Annotated in this window: 13 protein-coding genes; 7 read left to right on the top strand and 6 right to left on the bottom strand. The window is 72.7% G+C overall.

The genetic code is table 11. The features are described from left to right. Positions 1 to 247 precede the first annotated feature (247 nt). From KBX46_RS20345 to KBX46_RS20360, 4 genes are all read left to right on the top strand, one after another. Positions 248 to 1,819: a glycosyltransferase family 4 protein gene (locus KBX46_RS20345; RefSeq protein WP_210793713.1), complete on the top strand. Its 1,572-nt coding sequence runs from the start codon at positions 248 to 250 to the stop codon at positions 1,817 to 1,819. Then, entirely contained in the window at positions 1,816 to 3,384 is a 1,569-nt protein-coding gene (locus tag KBX46_RS20350) for a glycosyltransferase (protein WP_210793660.1), read from the top strand. Before KBX46_RS20345 ends, KBX46_RS20350 begins: the two co-directional genes overlap by 4 nt. Positions 3,385 to 3,388: 4 nt before the next feature. Next, positions 3,389 to 4,672, top strand: coding sequence for a nucleotide sugar dehydrogenase (locus KBX46_RS20355; RefSeq protein WP_088947214.1), 1,284 nt, complete (start codon positions 3,389 to 3,391; stop codon positions 4,670 to 4,672). 199 nt (positions 4,673 to 4,871) lie between these two features. After that, entirely contained in the window at positions 4,872 to 6,617 is a 1,746-nt protein-coding gene (locus KBX46_RS20360) for a CDP-glycerol glycerophosphotransferase family protein (RefSeq protein ID WP_374224992.1), read from the top strand. A 53-nt stretch (positions 6,618 to 6,670) separates the two neighbouring features. On the opposite strand, the gene KBX46_RS20365 is transcribed toward KBX46_RS20360, so the two are convergent. Continuing rightward, positions 6,671 to 7,213: an acyltransferase gene (locus KBX46_RS20365; protein ID WP_210793661.1), complete on the bottom strand. Its 543-nt coding sequence runs from the start codon at positions 7,211 to 7,213 to the stop codon at positions 6,671 to 6,673. Between the two features lie 162 nt (positions 7,214 to 7,375). Beyond that, on the bottom strand, positions 7,376 to 7,714 hold the full coding sequence (locus KBX46_RS20370; RefSeq protein WP_088947216.1) for a DUF952 domain-containing protein: 339 nt from the start codon (positions 7,712 to 7,714) through the stop codon (positions 7,376 to 7,378). A gap of 114 nt (positions 7,715 to 7,828) precedes the next feature. Here KBX46_RS20370 and KBX46_RS20375 point away from each other — a divergent pair, with 114 nt between their 5' ends. The 3 genes from KBX46_RS20375 (at position 7,829) to KBX46_RS20385 (ending at position 10,386) form a co-directional block, all read left to right on the top strand. After that, complete coding sequence (locus tag KBX46_RS20375; protein WP_088947217.1) at positions 7,829 to 8,140, top strand: hypothetical protein; 312 nt, start codon at positions 7,829 to 7,831, stop codon at positions 8,138 to 8,140. 143 nt (positions 8,141 to 8,283) lie between these two features. Beyond that, entirely contained in the window at positions 8,284 to 8,940 is a 657-nt protein-coding gene (locus KBX46_RS20380) for a response regulator transcription factor (protein WP_099851951.1), read from the top strand. A 9-nt stretch (positions 8,941 to 8,949) separates the two neighbouring features. After that, the gene (locus tag KBX46_RS20385; protein ID WP_210793662.1) at positions 8,950 to 10,386 is read left to right on the top strand and encodes a HAMP domain-containing sensor histidine kinase; all 1,437 of its coding nucleotides are present in this window, start codon (positions 8,950 to 8,952) and stop codon (positions 10,384 to 10,386) included. A gap of 9 nt (positions 10,387 to 10,395) precedes the next feature. Here the strand turns inward: KBX46_RS20385 and KBX46_RS20390 are convergent, their stop codons facing one another. The 4 genes from KBX46_RS20390 to KBX46_RS20405 form a co-directional block, all read right to left on the bottom strand. Further along, entirely contained in the window at positions 10,396 to 11,367 is a 972-nt protein-coding gene (locus tag KBX46_RS20390) for a TAXI family TRAP transporter solute-binding subunit (RefSeq protein WP_210793663.1), read from the bottom strand. Positions 11,368 to 11,438: 71 nt separating this feature from the next. After that, positions 11,439 to 12,149 carry a hypothetical protein gene (locus KBX46_RS20395; protein ID WP_099851956.1) on the bottom strand — a complete coding sequence of 237 codons (711 nt, stop codon included), beginning with the start codon at positions 12,147 to 12,149 and terminating at the stop codon, positions 11,439 to 11,441. Between the two features lie 107 nt (positions 12,150 to 12,256). After that, positions 12,257 to 13,054: a peroxide stress protein YaaA gene (gene yaaA / locus KBX46_RS20400; RefSeq protein WP_210793664.1), complete on the bottom strand. Its 798-nt coding sequence runs from the start codon at positions 13,052 to 13,054 to the stop codon at positions 12,257 to 12,259. A gap of 65 nt (positions 13,055 to 13,119) precedes the next feature. Next, positions 13,120 to 14,745, bottom strand: a complete 1,626-nt coding sequence (locus KBX46_RS20405) for a hypothetical protein (protein WP_210793665.1) — start codon at positions 14,743 to 14,745, stop codon at positions 13,120 to 13,122. Positions 14,746 to 14,784: the final 39 nt, after the last annotated feature.

Below are 14,784 nucleotides of genomic sequence, written 5' to 3' on the forward strand. Positions count from 1 at the left end.
ACTGGAGATGAACCGGACACGGGCAGGGCCTTGCTTGGCACGGCAGTCACCGGTCGTCAACCAGAATGCAGGTTAGCAACCGACTCGGCTCGGCGAGGACACCCGAGCGCCGCGCGGGCGGGTACCACGCCTGACGTGTCGTAGACTCGCTCGGGTCCCGCGGGCGCGGTGCTGGCTGACACGGAAACGGGCAGGAATGGGATCTGACGGCACGACCGCAGCGGTGTCCACCCGGGGACGGGTCGTCATGCTGGTGGACAACGGGGTCATCGGTGACTCGCGGGTACAGAAGGCGGCTCGGTCCGCCGCCGACGCCGGCTGGGACGTCGTTCTGCTCGGGCGTGCGCCGGCCGGGGGGCAGCCGCAGAGCTGGCGCCTCGGCGACGCCGAGGTTCGGCTGATCCCGATGCCCGAGCCGCTGGCCAAGCGCCGACACGAATTCCGACGCGCACTGCTGCGCGCGCCGCTTGCCTACCCGCCGAGCGGGATCGGCGCCCATCGTGCCCAGGCCGTGAAGGCCTGGCGTGCCGACCTGCAGGTCCGCCGCGCCGCCCTGACGCTGGCCGCCCGCGACGGCGGTGGTGTCCCGTCGCTGGCCTGGCCGACGCTGCGGTTCGAGGAGAAGTTCTCGACCCTGGTCCGTCTCTGGGTGTCGCTGCGCAACCGGGAGCTGAGCCGCGCCCGTCGTGGCCGCAAGCTGACCAGCCCCTGGGACCGGGCGTACACGCTCTTCTGGCAGCGGCTGCGCGGCGGCGGCGCGTGGCGTCGGCTGGAGCCGGGCCTGTGGGACTACGAGCTGGCCTACGGCCCGGTGGTCGACGAGCTGGCACCGGACCTCATCCACGCCAACGACTTCCGGATGATCGGCGTCGGTGCCCGCGCCAAGATCCGTGCTGCCGCCCAGGGGCGCCGGATCGCACTGCTGTGGGACGCCCACGAATACCTGCCTGGCGTGCAACCGTGGCGCGACAATGCCCGCTGGCTGCCGGGGAACGTCGCGCACGAGCGGGAGTTCGTGCCGTACGCGGACGCCACCATGACCGTCTCGGGCGGGCTGGCCGACCTGCTGCAGCGCGAACACGGGCTGGCGGAGCGCCCCGCGGTGGTGCTCAACGCGCCGACGCTGGAGACGCAGCCGGCGGGCTCCGCCGAGCCGGTACCGGACATCCGGGCGCTCTGCGGGATCGGCCCGGTTACGCCGCTGCTGGTCTACAGCGGGGTGGCTGCGGCCAAGCGCGGGCTCGGGGTGATGGTCGAGGCGCTGCCGCGGCTGCCCGAGGCGCACGTCGCGTTCGTGGTCAACAAGCCCCAGTCGGCGTACGTCAAGGGCCTCCTCCGCCGCGCCGAGGAGCTCGGGGTGGCCGGGCGGGTCCACCTGCTGCCGTACGTTCCGCATCACCAGGTGGTGCCGTTCCTGTCCGGCGCGCAGGTCGGGGTGATCCCGATCCAGCACTGGCCGAATCACGAGATCGCCCTGATCACGAAGTTCTTCGAGTATTCACACGCCCGGCTGCCGCTGGTCGTCTCCGATGTGCGGACGATGGCGGAGACTGTCCGCGAGACCGGCCAGGGCGAGGTGTTCGAGGCCGAGGACGTTGCCGACTTCGTCCGGGCGGTCACCGCGGTGCTCGCCGACCCGGCGCGCTACCGTGCCGCGTACGACCGGCCCGGGTTGCTGGCCGGCTGGACCTGGGAGGCGCAGGCAGAGGTGCTGGACGACGTCTACTCCCGGCTGTTGCCCGCGGCGCCTCCGCGCCCGATGTCCGCCCGCGACACCTCCACCGGCGCCGAGCAGACAGTGGTGGAGGTCGGGGCGTGAGCCAACCCGACGTGACGGTGGTGGTTGCCGTCTACAACACCATGCCGTACCTGACCGCCTGCCTGGATTCGCTGGTCGGGCAGACCATCGGGCTGGACCGGTTCGAAGTCGTCGCGGTCGACGACGGCTCCACCGACCGCAGCGGCGCGGAGCTGGACCGCTACGCGAAGCGGTACCCGGATACGGTCCGGGTGCTGCGCCAGGCAAACTCCGGCGGCCCGGCGGTGCCAAGCAATCGCGCCCTGGACCACGCCCGCGGCCGGTACGTCTTCTTCGTCGGCTCCGACGATCATCTCGGCCCGGAGGCCCTGGAACGCCTGGTGGACGCCGCCGACCGGTGGGGCTCTGACGTGGTGCTCGGGCGAATGGTCGGCACCAACAAGCGCTACGTGCACCAGGCCGTCTACGCGGAAACCCGGGAGCAGGTCGATCTCGTCGACAGTGCACTGCCCTGGTCGCTGTCGAACACCAAGCTGTTCCGGCGGGACCTGATCGAACGGCACGGGCTGCGCTTCCGTACCGACATGCCGATGGGCAGCGACCAGCCGTTCACACTGGAGGCCTGCGTCCGCGCGAACAAGGTCTCCGTCCTCGGCGACTACGAGTACTACTACGCGGTCAAGCGGCACAACGCGCAGAACATCACCTACGCCAGCCGCTTCGAGGAGCGGCTGCGCTGCGCCGAGGAGTTGGTCGGCTTCGTCGCCGGCCTGCTCGAGCCCGGGCCGCGGCGGGACGCGGTCCTGCTGCGTCACTTCAGCTGGGAGGTGGCGAAGCTCCTCCAGACGGAGCTGCTCGACCTCGGCGCCGACGTCCAGGAGCGCGTCCACGACCGGATCCGCAAGTTGGTCGAGGGGTACCTCACCGACGACATCCTGGCCCGGTTGGCCCCCAACCTGCGGCTGCGGCTGGTCGTCGCCCGCGACGCCACGCTGGGTCGGTTGCGTGAGCTGATCCGGCAGCAGGCCGAGCGGACGCCACCCGAGATCAGCATCGAGGATGGCCGCTGGTACGCCCACTATGTCGGCTTCCGTGACCCGTCGCTCGGCTACCCGGACGAGTGGTACGACGTGACCGACGGCTCCGCGAAGGTGCTGGCCATGCTCACCGCGACCCGACTGGCCTGGGGACGGGACGCCGCAGGCGCCCGATCCCTGGTGGTCACCGCGCAGAGCCGCTGGGCGGAGCTGGCCGACCTGCCCGCCGAGGCACTCCGGGTCAGTGCCGGGGAGGTGGTCGGCGTGACATCCGTCACCACCGGTGCGCCCGGTACCGTCGTACGGACGGTCTTCGCGGTGGACCGGCTGCTCGCGGCCGTGCCGCTCAACGGCGGACGGGAGACGGTACGGGCCGAGGTGAGCACCCCGGCCGGGGTCGGTTCCGCCCCGCTGCGGACCGACCGCCGGGTCGGCGCGCCCCGCCTGCTCACCCGCCACGGCGTCCGGTTGCACCTCGTCACGCCGACCACGAACCACAAGGGCCAGGTGATCGTCGCGATCACGCCGGTGACCACCGGTCGGTTCCTTGCCCGTCTGCGCCGAATTTGGCCCTCTGGAGGAAAGTAGTTTCATGAACATCTGCGTCGTCGCGCTCGGAAAGATCGGCCTTCCGCTCGCCGTGCAGTTCGCCTCGAAGGGGCACCGGGTGATCGGTGCCGACGTTTCCGAGCGGGTCGTCCAGCTCGTCAACGATGGTGCCGTGCCGTTCCCCGGCGAGGCCGACCTGGACGTGAAGCTGAAGGAGGTGGTGGCCGCCGGGCTGCTGTCGGCCACCACCGACACCGCCGCCGCGGTCGCCGACTCCGAGGCCGTCGTCGTGGTGGTGCCGCTCTTCGTGGACGCCGAGGGCGTACCGGACTTCGGTTGGATGGACGACGCCACCCGGGCCATCGCCCGCGGCCTCAAGCCGGGCACCCTGGTGAGTTACGAGACCACCCTGCCGGTCGGCACCACCCGCAGCCGTTGGGCGTCGATGCTCCAGGAAGGCTCCGGCCTCACCGCCGGAACGGACTTCCACCTGGTCTTCAGCCCGGAGCGGGTGCTCACCGGGCGGGTCTTCGCCGACCTTCGCCGCTACCCGAAGCTGGTCGGTGGCATCGACGAGGCGTCCGCCGCGCACGGCGTGCGCTTCTACGAGGCGGTCCTCGACTTCGACGAGCGGCCCGACCTGGACCGGCCCAACGGCGTGTGGGATCTTGGTTCGGCCGAGGCGTCCGAGCTGGCCAAGCTGGCCGAGACGACCTACCGGGACGTCAACATCGGCCTGGCGAACCAGTTCGCCCGCTTCGCCGACACCGTGGGCGTCGACGTCACCAAGGTCATCGAGGCGTGCAACACCCAGCCGTACAGCCACATCCACTCGCCGGGCATCGCCGTCGGTGGGCACTGCATCCCGATCTACCCGCGGATGTACCTCTGGAACGACCCGGCTGCCACCGTCGTCCGCTCGGCCCGCGAGGCCAACGCGGCCATGCCGGAGTACGCGGTCGACCTGCTCGCCGCCGCGTACGGGGACCTGACCGACGTGGGCGTGCTGGTGCTGGGGGCGGCCTATCGGGGTGGGGTCAAGGAGACCGCCTTCTCCGGCGTCTTCCCGACCGTCGAGGCGCTGCGCCAGCGGGGCGCCAAGCCGTACGTCTCGGACCCGATGTACACCAACGAGGAGTTGGTGGCGCACGGCCTGCCGGCGTACGACGGTGAGCCGCTCGGTGCCGCGGTCATCCAGGCCGACCACGCGGAGTACCGCAGCCTCGCCCCGGCCGACCTGCCGGGCGTGACCGTTCTGGTGGACGGTCGGCGGGTCACCGATCCGGCCCGCTGGGCCGGCGTCCGCCGGGTGGTCATCGGCGGCTGATCCCACCCGTCCGCTCCGGGCCCCGACCGTTCCGCGGCCGGGGCCCGTTGTGCGTCCCCGCGCACGACGCTGTGAGTCGCCTCTCCCGCCCGTTCACCCACGAGACACCCCGGCGATACTTGTGTTACTTGCCCCGTTAAAGGTCGCGGCGGCCGGTATCGAACGCGCCAACACCGGCGAGCAGACAGGGAGTGTGTCGTTGTTCAGCAGAATGCGGAGCCAACAGGGTGTCGCCGTCGCCGGCGTGACCCTGCTGGGCTACGGGATCATGGTTCTGGCCGGCGCCCTGGGCTGGGTGATTCCGTTCGTGGTCGCCGCGTTAATCGCGACAGCGGGTGAGTTCGCCCTCGCCAACCGGTTCGCCGCCACAGCCGTGCTGCTGGAGAAGGCCGGTATCGAGCCGTTCTGGCGGTGGCTCGTCCGCGACCTCTCGGTGGTCCTGCTGATCGTCAGCACCGTCCGCCCCGGGGTGGCCGCCACGATCGGGATCATGCTGCTGCCGGCCGCGCTCTGGGCCGTGGCCGTCGGCACCACCGCGTTGAACCGGGTCGTCGAGGGCCGGGCCGCGACGCCGGCGTTCACCCGCAACATCGATTTCGGCGCGGTACGCCGGGTGCCGATCCCGCCGGCCTGGGCCGAACGCGTCCTGGGCCTGCGGATGCCGGTGCTCAACTTCCTGCTGCCGCCGGCGGCCGTGGCGGCCGCGCTGGTCGACCGGATCACGCCCGTGCTGGTGACCGGTCTGGTCACCCTGGCCATCGGGCTCGTCGCCGCGGCCGTGCTGGCTTTCACCCTGCTGCGTGGGCGCGGCCGTACCCCCGGCGTGCTGCCCGCCGTGCACGACTGGCTGGCCCGGGAGCGTCCGGAGGTGGCGCTCTACTTCGCCGGCCCCGGCAAGGACGTCTACCAGGCCAACATGTGGCTCGCCCCGGTGGAGGCGGCGGGCCGCCGCGCGGTCGTGCTGCTGCGCGCCGAGGACGCCTTCGAGGCGCTGGCCGACACCCGGCTGCCGGTGATCTGCGTGCCCGCCGGGGTCGACTTCATGAACCTCGACTTCAGCCCCGTCCGGGTGGCGCTCTACGCGGCGAACGTGGGCGCCAACATCCACATGATCCGCGAGCCGGGCGTCCGGCACGTCTTCGTCGGGCACGGCGACAGCGACAAGCAGGCCAGCGTCAATCCCTTCAGCAAGGTGTACGACGAGGTGTGGGTGGCCGGTCGAGCCGGGCGGGAGCGGTACGCGCAGGCCGGGGTGGGCGTGCTCGACCAGGACATCGTCGAGGTGGGCCGGCCGCAGTTGTCCGGGGTGCCGACCTTCGGCTCCGGCCCGACCGACAGTCGGTTCACCGTGCTGTACGCCCCCACCTGGGAGGGGTGGCTGGACGACGACCCGCACCACACGTCGCTGGTGGCGATGGGGGAGCGGATCGTGTCGGGCGTGCTCGCCGCGAACGTGCGCCTGATCTACAAGCCGCACCCGCTGACCGGCACCCGCTGGAACAAGGCCCGGGCGGCCAACGACCGGATCATCAACCTGATCCGGGCCGCTGGCGGCGAGGTGGACGTGAACTCGCTGGACGGCGACGCCCACCTGGTCGTCACCGGCCGGGTGCCGGCCCTGTTCGACTGCTTCAACGTCACCGACCTGCTGATCAGCGACGTGTCCAGTGTGGTCTCCGACTTCGTGCAGAGCCAACGGCCGTACGTGGTGGCCAACCCGGCGAGCCTGCCGGAGGACGAATTCCGTAGCTCGTACCCCACGTCCCGGGCGGCGTACCTGCTCTCCGCCGACTGTGGGGAGCTGGGGAAGATCCTCGACCTCGCCCAAGCTGGCGACGACCCGATGACCGCAGCTCGGCGTGAGCTGAAGGAGTACCTGCTCGGCCCGGACGAGCCGAACCCGATGGATCGTTTCCGCGCGGAGATCGAGCGTCTCTGCGCCTGAACTGCGCCCGGTTGCCGGTGAGCGGCGATCCGCTCACCGGCAACCGGTAACGGTCAATCCCGACGCGGCGGGTTCGCCACGTCCCGGGAGACGACCTCGCCCTTCTCGTCGACCCAGCCCTTCGGCCGGGCCGGGTTGCCAGCCACCAGCTGGTACGGCGCCACGTCTCGAGTGACGACCGAGCCAGCGGCGATCATCGCGTACTCGCCGACCTCGATGCCGCAGACCAGTGTGGCGTTCGCGCCGATCGAGGCGCCCCGCCGGACCAGGGTCGGCGTGATCGTCCAGTCCGGATTCTGCGCCCTCGGCCGGAAGTCGTTGGTGAAGACCGCACACGGGCCGACGAAGACCTCGTCCTCCAGCGTCACACCCTGGTAGACGGAGACGTTGTTCTGGATCTTCACGCGGTCGCCGACCGTCACGGTGGCGTCGACATACACGTTGCGCCCGATCACGCAGCCCGCGCCCACCTGGGCCGACGATCGGATGTGGGCCAGGTGCCAGACCTTGGTGCCGTCGCCGACCTGGGCGCCGTCCTCGACGTCGGCGCTGGGGTGGACGAAGACCGAGGGGGTCGGTGAGGTGCTGTCAGTCATCCTTCAACTCGCATGGGTCGCAGGGCGCGCCGGGCGCCGTCGGTGACCCGCGCCGCCTCGGGCCGGAGACCGGGCACCGGGCGCGCGGATCGGGGCTGCCACGCTGCCCCGGGCACGGAGCGTGTCGTGGGGGCGCGGGACTCGGCGTAGCATATCGACCGCTCAGCCGAGCAGCGCCGCCACCGCCTCGGCGGCCGGGGTGTCCGCCGGCAACGCCTGCGCCGCCACCACCGCCGCGACCGGCAGCGGACCGTACACGTGTGGGAAGAGCTGCCCGCCGCGCGACGGCTCCCAGCGCAGCGTGTCGCCCAACCGCTCTTCGGCCACGCTGAGCAGGGTCAACCCGGTCGCACCGGCGAAGTGCCGCCGCGCCGTCTCCACCACCTGGTCCGCGCCGGAGAGGTGGATGAACCCGTCCTGCCGGTCCACGGCGGAGCCGGAGAAGGCGCCGGCGGCGAGGGCGTCGTCCCATTCCGTGTTCGACAGCAGTTTGTAGATCACCTCGGCAGCCTACGGGGGTCCGGTCGGCGTGCTGGCCCGGTTTTCGCCGGTACCGCCGCGCCCATCGCCCCCCGCCGGGCATGCTCAGGTCAAGGGCCGCGGAGGGGATGGGCGATGCAGAGCTACGACGACGACTGGACCGACAGTCAGCGCGCGCTGTACGACGAGTGCTACCGGGCGGGCGGCGAGTGGGCCGAGGATCCGGACACTCCGTCCGACGACGTCCAGCACGTGATCAACCTGGCCGAGGCGGACGACGACGCCTTCCAGGATGCCGAGATCGACTATCCGCCCCTGGTCGACGCGGTGACCCAGGCCAGCGGCGTCAACGTCACCAGCGTGCCGGCCAGTCACGAGGACCCGGGCTTTCGCGGCTTCACCGACGGCGTCCGGGACGCCACCGCCGACGACGTCTTCGGCCTCTAGAGTCTGCGTCAAAGCCCTCCGCCTCGGCTCGACCGAGGACTCTGACACACACCCTGGCTGGCACTTCGCGGTATCCGACCTCCCGTTCCGCGCACGCTTCTGCCACCATTCGCAGAACGGCGCTGCGACGGACGGGGGCACGGGTGCGGATCCTGCTGGTGGAGGACGACCGCCGGGTCGCCGCTGCACTCTCCTCCGCCCTGACGCGCCGCGGATACGAGGTCGAGCACGCGGGCACCGTCGCCGCCGCCCTCTCCGCCGCCCCGTGCGACCTGGTGCTGCTCGACCTGACCCTGCCCGACGGAGACGGCACCGACCTGTGCCGGGAGCTGCGCCGGCGCAGCAGTCAGCTCGGCATCATCGCGGTGACCGCGCGGGGCGAGGAACGCGATCGGGTGCTGGGTCTGCGCCTCGGCGCGGACGACTACGTGGTCAAACCGTTCTCGATGGTGGAGTTGCAGGCACGGATCGAGGCGGTGCTGCGCCGGGCCGCGAACGCCGCGCCGCAGCGGCACCTCATCGAGGCCGGGTCGGTGCGCATCGACGTGCCCGCCCGGACGGTGACCGTGGACGGCCGCGACGTCACGTTGACCCGCAAGGAGTTCGACGTGCTGCTCTCGCTGGCCCGCCAGCCCGGCGTGGCGGTGCCGCGCGATCGCATCCTGCTCGACGCCTGGGGCACCACCTGGGCTGACCGGCACACGGTCGAGGTGCACGTGGGGTCGTTGCGCGGCAAGCTCGGTGATGCCCGTCTGGTGGAGACCGTGCGCGGTGTCGGCTACCGACTGCGCGACGCGTGAGGGGCTGACGTGCGCCGCCGTCTGGTGATCAGCTATCTGCTGCTGATGGTGCTGGTCCTCATCGCGTTGGAGACACCGCTGGCCGCGACGATGGCCAGCCGCGAGACGGAGCGGGTCCGCGCCGACCGGCTCGCCGACGCCACCCGGTTCGCCTCGCTGGCCGGGCCGGCGTTACGCGACGGCGGGCCGGGCCCGATCGAGTCGGAGCTGACCAGTTACGACAACCTGTACGCGATCGGCGCCGCGATCGTCGACCGGGACCGCAGCACGCCGGTCTCGTCGCCGAGGTACCGGCCCGGCCCGGTGACCGCGACGGTCCTGGACATCGCGCTGTCCGGTCAGCAGACCAGCGCGCCCGAGTCGGTCTGGCCCTGGACGACCGACCCGGTGGCGGTGGCGGTGCCGATCAACGACGGCGGTGAGGTGCTCGGCGCGGTGGTGATCGTGACCCCGTCCGGCCCGATCCGCCGAGCTGTCACCTCGTGGTGGCTGCTGCTCGCCCTGGCTGGTCTGCTCGTCGTGCTGGCCTGCGTGCTCACCGCATTCGGGTTGGCCGGTTGGGTGCTGCGCCCGGTCACCGAGCTGGACGCGGTCACCCACGAAATCGCCGAGGGCGACCGGGGCGCCCGGGTGCAGCACCGTCTGGGCCCGCCGGAGCTACGCCGTCTCGCGGCCAGCTTCAACCACATGGCCGACGTGGTCTCCGACGTGATGGACCGGCAGCGTGCCTTCGTCGCGCACGCCAGCCACCAGCTGCGCAACCCGCTCACCGCGCTGAGGCTGCGCGTGGAGGAGTTGGGCCCCAGCCTCACCGACCCGGACGGCCGGTCCGAGCACCAGTTGGCACTGGAGGAGACCGACCGGCTGGCGTTGGTGCTCGACGCGCTGCTCACCCTCGCCCGGGCCGAACGGGAGGAGAACGAGCGGGTCACCGTGGACGCCGCCGCGGTGGCTGCGTCCCGCGTGACCGCGTGGGCGCCGCTGGCCCGGCACCGTTCGGTCGCGTTGCGGTTGGCCACCACCGACGCCCCGGCGTACGCCCGGACCGTGCCGACGGCCGTCGACCAGGCGCTGGACGCGCTGATCGACAACGCGGTGAAGTTCAGCGGGGCCGGTGGGGCGGTGACGGTGACGGTGGCCCGCCGCGACGACGGGGTGGCCCTGGAGGTGCGCGACTCCGGCCCGGGCATGACCGAGAGTCAGCTCGGCCAGGCGACCGAGCGGTTCTGGCGGGCCCCGGACGCGCAGAACGTGGACGGTGCGGGGCTGGGCCTGACCATCGCCGCGGTGTTGGTGGACGCGTCCGACGGGCGGCTCACCATGCGCCCGGGGGAGTCGCGCGGGTTGGTCGCCGCCCTGTGGTTCCCGGCGCCGGAATCCGACCCGTCGGTGGAGCCTGCGGACGAGGAGGTGCTCGCCGACCTGCGGCCCGCCCCGGCGCGGTGAGGCCTGCCGTCAGGGTTTGGCCGCGCGGTACCAGGCGGCGGCCCCGGGGTGCAGCGGCAGCGGCGCGGTGACGATCGCCGAGCGGGGGCTCATCCGGCCCGCCGCCGGGTGCGCGGCGGCCAGTTCGGCCCGGCGCTCCATCAACAGCCTGGTCACCTCCCGAACCAACCGCTCCGGCAGGTTGGCCTGCACGATCAGGTAGTTCGGGTTGGCCACCGTGGTCACCGCGTCCACCCCGTACACCGAAAGGGGGATGTCCCGGGAGACGTAGACCTGCCCGTAGCGGGAGCGCAGCGGCTCGGTCCATTCGCTGAGGTCGACGATCCGGGTGGCGCTACGCCAGGCCAGCTCCTCGATGCCCCGCACCGGCAACCCGCCGGAGAAGAAGAACGCGTCGATCCGCCCGGACCGCAGCGCCGCCACTGATTCGTCCAGCCCGAGCCGTTCCCGGCGCACCTCGTCACCACCCAGGCGGGCGACCTCCAGGAGCCGGGTCGCGGTGATCTCGGTGCCCGAGCCGGACGCGCCGACGGAGACTCGGCGGCCCCGCAGGTCGGCGACCGTGCGGACCGGGCCGCCGCCGGTGGTGACCAGGTGCAGTTGGTCGTCGTACACCCGGGCGATGGCCTCGACCGTAGGGCTTTCCGCCGTGCTGGTGGGCAGCACGTCGGCCTGGGTGAAACCCAGCTCGGCCGCGCCGGACCCGACCAGTTGGACGTTCTCCGCCGAGGCGGCGGTGATCACCACGCTGGCCCGCACGTTGGGCAGTTCCCGGTTGAGGATGGCCGCCAGGGACTGCCCGAACGCGTAGTAGACGGCGGTGGGGCTGCCGGTGGCGATCCGGATCGTCGTCGGCGCGGTCGGCGCGTCCCGGCAGCTGGCGGCGGCCAGGGTCGCGGTCAGCAGCACCGTCAACAGGGCAGCGGGCCCCGCGCGGTGGAGGCCGGGCCGGCGGGACGAGGTACGACTCACGCGGTGCACTGTGCGCCGTCGCCCGGGCGCGCGCAAGCCCCCTGCCGTGCCGCGCCGGGTGGGTGTGGCCGGAACCTCGATCAGCAGGCCGGGCTGCGTGTCGGCGTCACGACCCCGCTCCGCGTCGCCACCGCCCCGCGCGCCGGTTCCAACGCCGCGCTGCTCAGGATCCGCGCCCGGTCCGGGCCGTCGGCGACGCTGACCAGGAAGCAACCGGTGCCGGGGCGCAGCCGGGCCGGCACGTCGAGCACGGCCGCGCTGCGGATCAGCACCGCGGCCAGCTCCCGGTCGGTGAGCCGCACGCCGAGGATGTGCCGACGGACGTGCCGCCCGGCGGCCAGCAGCGCCGAGCGCCAGGCCGCCGCCGCGAGCCGGCTCACCAACCGCCGGCGCGCCGGCGAGGCACCGGGCAGCGGCCCGCCGAGCAGCTCACGCCGCCCCTGCCACCAGCCTGCGTCCAACACCCGGGTGTACGCCTCCCGGTGCTCCTGCGGCACCCAGAGCCGGTGCAGCTCGTAGCGGCGGCGCAGACCGCCCACGACGACCTCGTGGGTGACCGGGATGTCCAGCCGGGCGAGCAGTTGCCGGGTGCGCTGTGCGGCGTCCTCCCGGTTGAACTCCACCCCGGGCGCGTGCGCCAGGCGTGCCGCGCCCGGCCGGGCCGCGGTCGGCGGCGGTGTGCAGCGCAGCAGGCAGGCAGCCTCGAACGCGTCGCCCAGGGTCAGCCAGTCCAACGGAGAGGACGGCGCCGGGGACCGGGGTCGGTCGAGCAGGGCGGGTTCGAGGGTCAACGAAGGCTCCCTTGCCGGAGTCTGGGTTCCCCTACCGTGGTCCCTGCGTCGCCGTTACGGAACTCCTCCGGCCCAGCCTTGAGCAAATCTTGCGGCTGCCGGAACTGCTAGAGGTCGGTGACCACCAGGTCGACCTGTCGTACCCGGCCGGGCGCGGTGGTCTGCTCCACGACGGTGTGCTTCAACTCGCCCAGCGTGCCGACCAGCTCGTCGGCGGTGCGCGGTCGTGCGCCGGCGACGAGCAGGTCGCGGACCAGCCGGCCCTTTGTCGCCTTGTTGAAGTGGCTTACCACCGACCGGACCGGTACGCCGTCCACCTCCCGCTCGTGCAGCACCCGCACGGTGACGGTCCGCTCGGCCAGCGGCCCGCGCGGCGTCCAGGTGGCCGCGTACGCGCCGGAGCGCAGGTCCAGCACCGGGCCCTTACCGGCGGCGGCGTCCAGCACCGGCGTCAGCTCCCGACGCCAGTACGCGGACAACGCCCCGACGCCCGGCAGGCGAGCGCCGATGGGGCAGCGGTACGGGGGGATCCGGTCGGCCAGCCGGACCGCGCCCCACAGCCCGGAACTGATCATGATCGACCGGCGGGCCGCCCGCTGCGCCGCAACCGGCAGCGAGGCCAGGTCCAACGCCTCGTAGAGCACCCCGGTGTAGAGCCGCTCGGCGGGCGCGGTGGCTGCCTCCCGCAGCCGGGCGTTGCGCCGCAGCTCGCCCCGCTGGCCTTCGCTGAGCCCGAGCGCCGCCCGCGCGGCCTCCTCGTCCGGCCCGGCGCAGAGCGCCACCAGGGCGTCCAGCACCCGCTCACGGGCCGGGTTCAGCTCGGGCAGCGAGACCCGGTCCGGGGCCCAGCGCCGCCCGGTGCCGGCGTCGGCCTTCCCCTCCGAGGGCGGCAGCAGGATGAGCATGGTTCTCCTCGACGGGCGCAACGGCGGCGCCCCACGCGCCGGCCCGGCCAGCGTACGACCCGTCGCTACCGCCAGGGTCGTACCGGGGTGTCGGGGTGGTACACGCGATAGCCGCCGACCTCGCGCACGAGTGCGGTGTCGGCACGGTCGGCGAGCAGCCGGCGCAGCCGCCGATCCATCGGCGAGTCGACCTCCACCACGTACCCCGGTCGTTCGGCCCGCCCGACCTGCCGCCAGTACGGCCGGTAGCGGTTCTGCCCGGGGGACAGGTCGCCGTCGAGCACCCCGCAGACCACCGTCTCATCCGTGTTGAAGATCAACCGGTTGCAGGTCCAGTAGTCCCCGTACACCTCGTGGGGTCCGTCAGCGCGCAGCGCGGCGGCCAACTCCCGGGCCCCGCGCTCCTCGGTCCGCGAGGTGCCGGTGCCGGCGGCCGCGAAGAGCACGGTGATCACCACCGTGGTCGCGGTCAGCGCGGCCAGCACCGCTGTGGACAGCGCGCCGGTGAGCCGGCCGAGCGCCCCGACCGTGCCCCGCCAGCAGGCCACCGCCGCCACCCACAGCGGCCAGAGCACCGCCGGCAGCGACAGTTGCAGCACCGACAGGTACCGGGCGTTGTCCAGCGGGCTGGTCGCGGCGAGCGGGCTGCGCACGTACGACAGCAGGGTCAACGCGGCACCGGCGACCAGCGCGAGCTGCACGACCGGCCCGACCCGCTCCCCGCGCGGCGCCGCAGCCGCGCGACGGTACGCGAGCACCGCGAGCACCGCGCCGACCACCAGCAGCACCGGATACAACACGCCGAACCACTGTTGCCACCGGCCGCAGCCGCCCACCGGGCAGAGCCCGTGCGCCAGCGGCACCCCCTCCAGCAGGCCGCCCCGGATCCGGTCCGACCACGGCGGCACCGGCCCGGCCTTGGTGCTGACCTCGCGGAACACCGACAGCGAGTCCTCACCGGGCCCGGCCCGCAGGTTGTCGAGAATCATCGGCGCCACCCCGACGACGGCCCCCACCACCAGCAGCAGGCCGGACCAGCCGAGCAGTTCCCGCCGCACCGCCCACACCAGGGCCAGCCCGGCCACCGCCAGGTACGGCAGGATCAGCCAGTCGGACCAGGCGGCCAGCCCGACGAGCAGGCCGAACACCGCGACCGCGAGCCGTCGGCGGCGAACTGTGCCGGCGGCCAACCCCACGGTGATCAGCAGCATCAGCAGCACCGCGGGCTTCACCTCGGGCCGGCCACCGACCACCGTGATCTGGTCGCGCACCACCCGCTCTCCGCCGAGCGCGAGCAGGCCCACGACGAAGGTGGCGAACCAGGGTGTGCACAGCCGGCGGGTCAGCCGGTGGATCAGGTAGAGGAACAGCGCGTACAGCGCGAGCATCGGCAGCCGCAGCACCGGCCAGCTCGGCCCGGCCACCGCCAGCAGGGGAGCGGCCAGGTACGACTCCAGCATTCCCATGTAGTGCTGGCCGTAGAGGAAGACCGGGCGTTCCCGGCCCTGCCCGATGTGCAGCGCGGCGAGACCGAAGGTTGCCTCGTCGCTGTTCGACACCGGCACCGTGAACAGGGTCAGGACCAGCCGGTAGACGACACCGGCCAGCCCGAACAGCAGCGCGACGAGCGCCGGCCGGTCGAGTCGCGGGCGCCATCGCCCACGGTGCTGCTCCAGATCTGACACGACCACGCCCCTGTCGCCGTCCGGACGGAGTGTTTCACGTTCGGC

The organism is Micromonospora sp. C81 (assembly GCF_018070425.1).
Lineage (GTDB): Bacteria > Actinomycetota > Actinomycetes > Mycobacteriales > Micromonosporaceae > Micromonospora > Micromonospora zamorensis.

Excerpts from the sequence above, each read along its gene's own strand:
- KBX46_RS20345 (WP_210793713.1), top strand. The coding sequence starts at position 248 with ATGCTGGTGGACAACGGGGTCATCGGTGACTCGCGGGTACAGAAGGCG.
- KBX46_RS20355 (WP_088947214.1), top strand. The coding sequence starts at position 3,389 with ATGAACATCTGCGTCGTCGCGCTCGGAAAGATCGGCCTTCCGCTCGCC.
- KBX46_RS20365 (WP_210793661.1), bottom strand. The coding sequence starts at position 7,213 with ATGACTGACAGCACCTCACCGACCCCCTCGGTCTTCGTCCACCCCAGC.
- KBX46_RS20375 (WP_088947217.1), top strand. The coding sequence starts at position 7,829 with ATGCAGAGCTACGACGACGACTGGACCGACAGTCAGCGCGCGCTGTAC.
- yaaA (WP_210793664.1), bottom strand. The coding sequence starts at position 13,054 with ATGCTCATCCTGCTGCCGCCCTCGGAGGGGAAGGCCGACGCCGGCACC.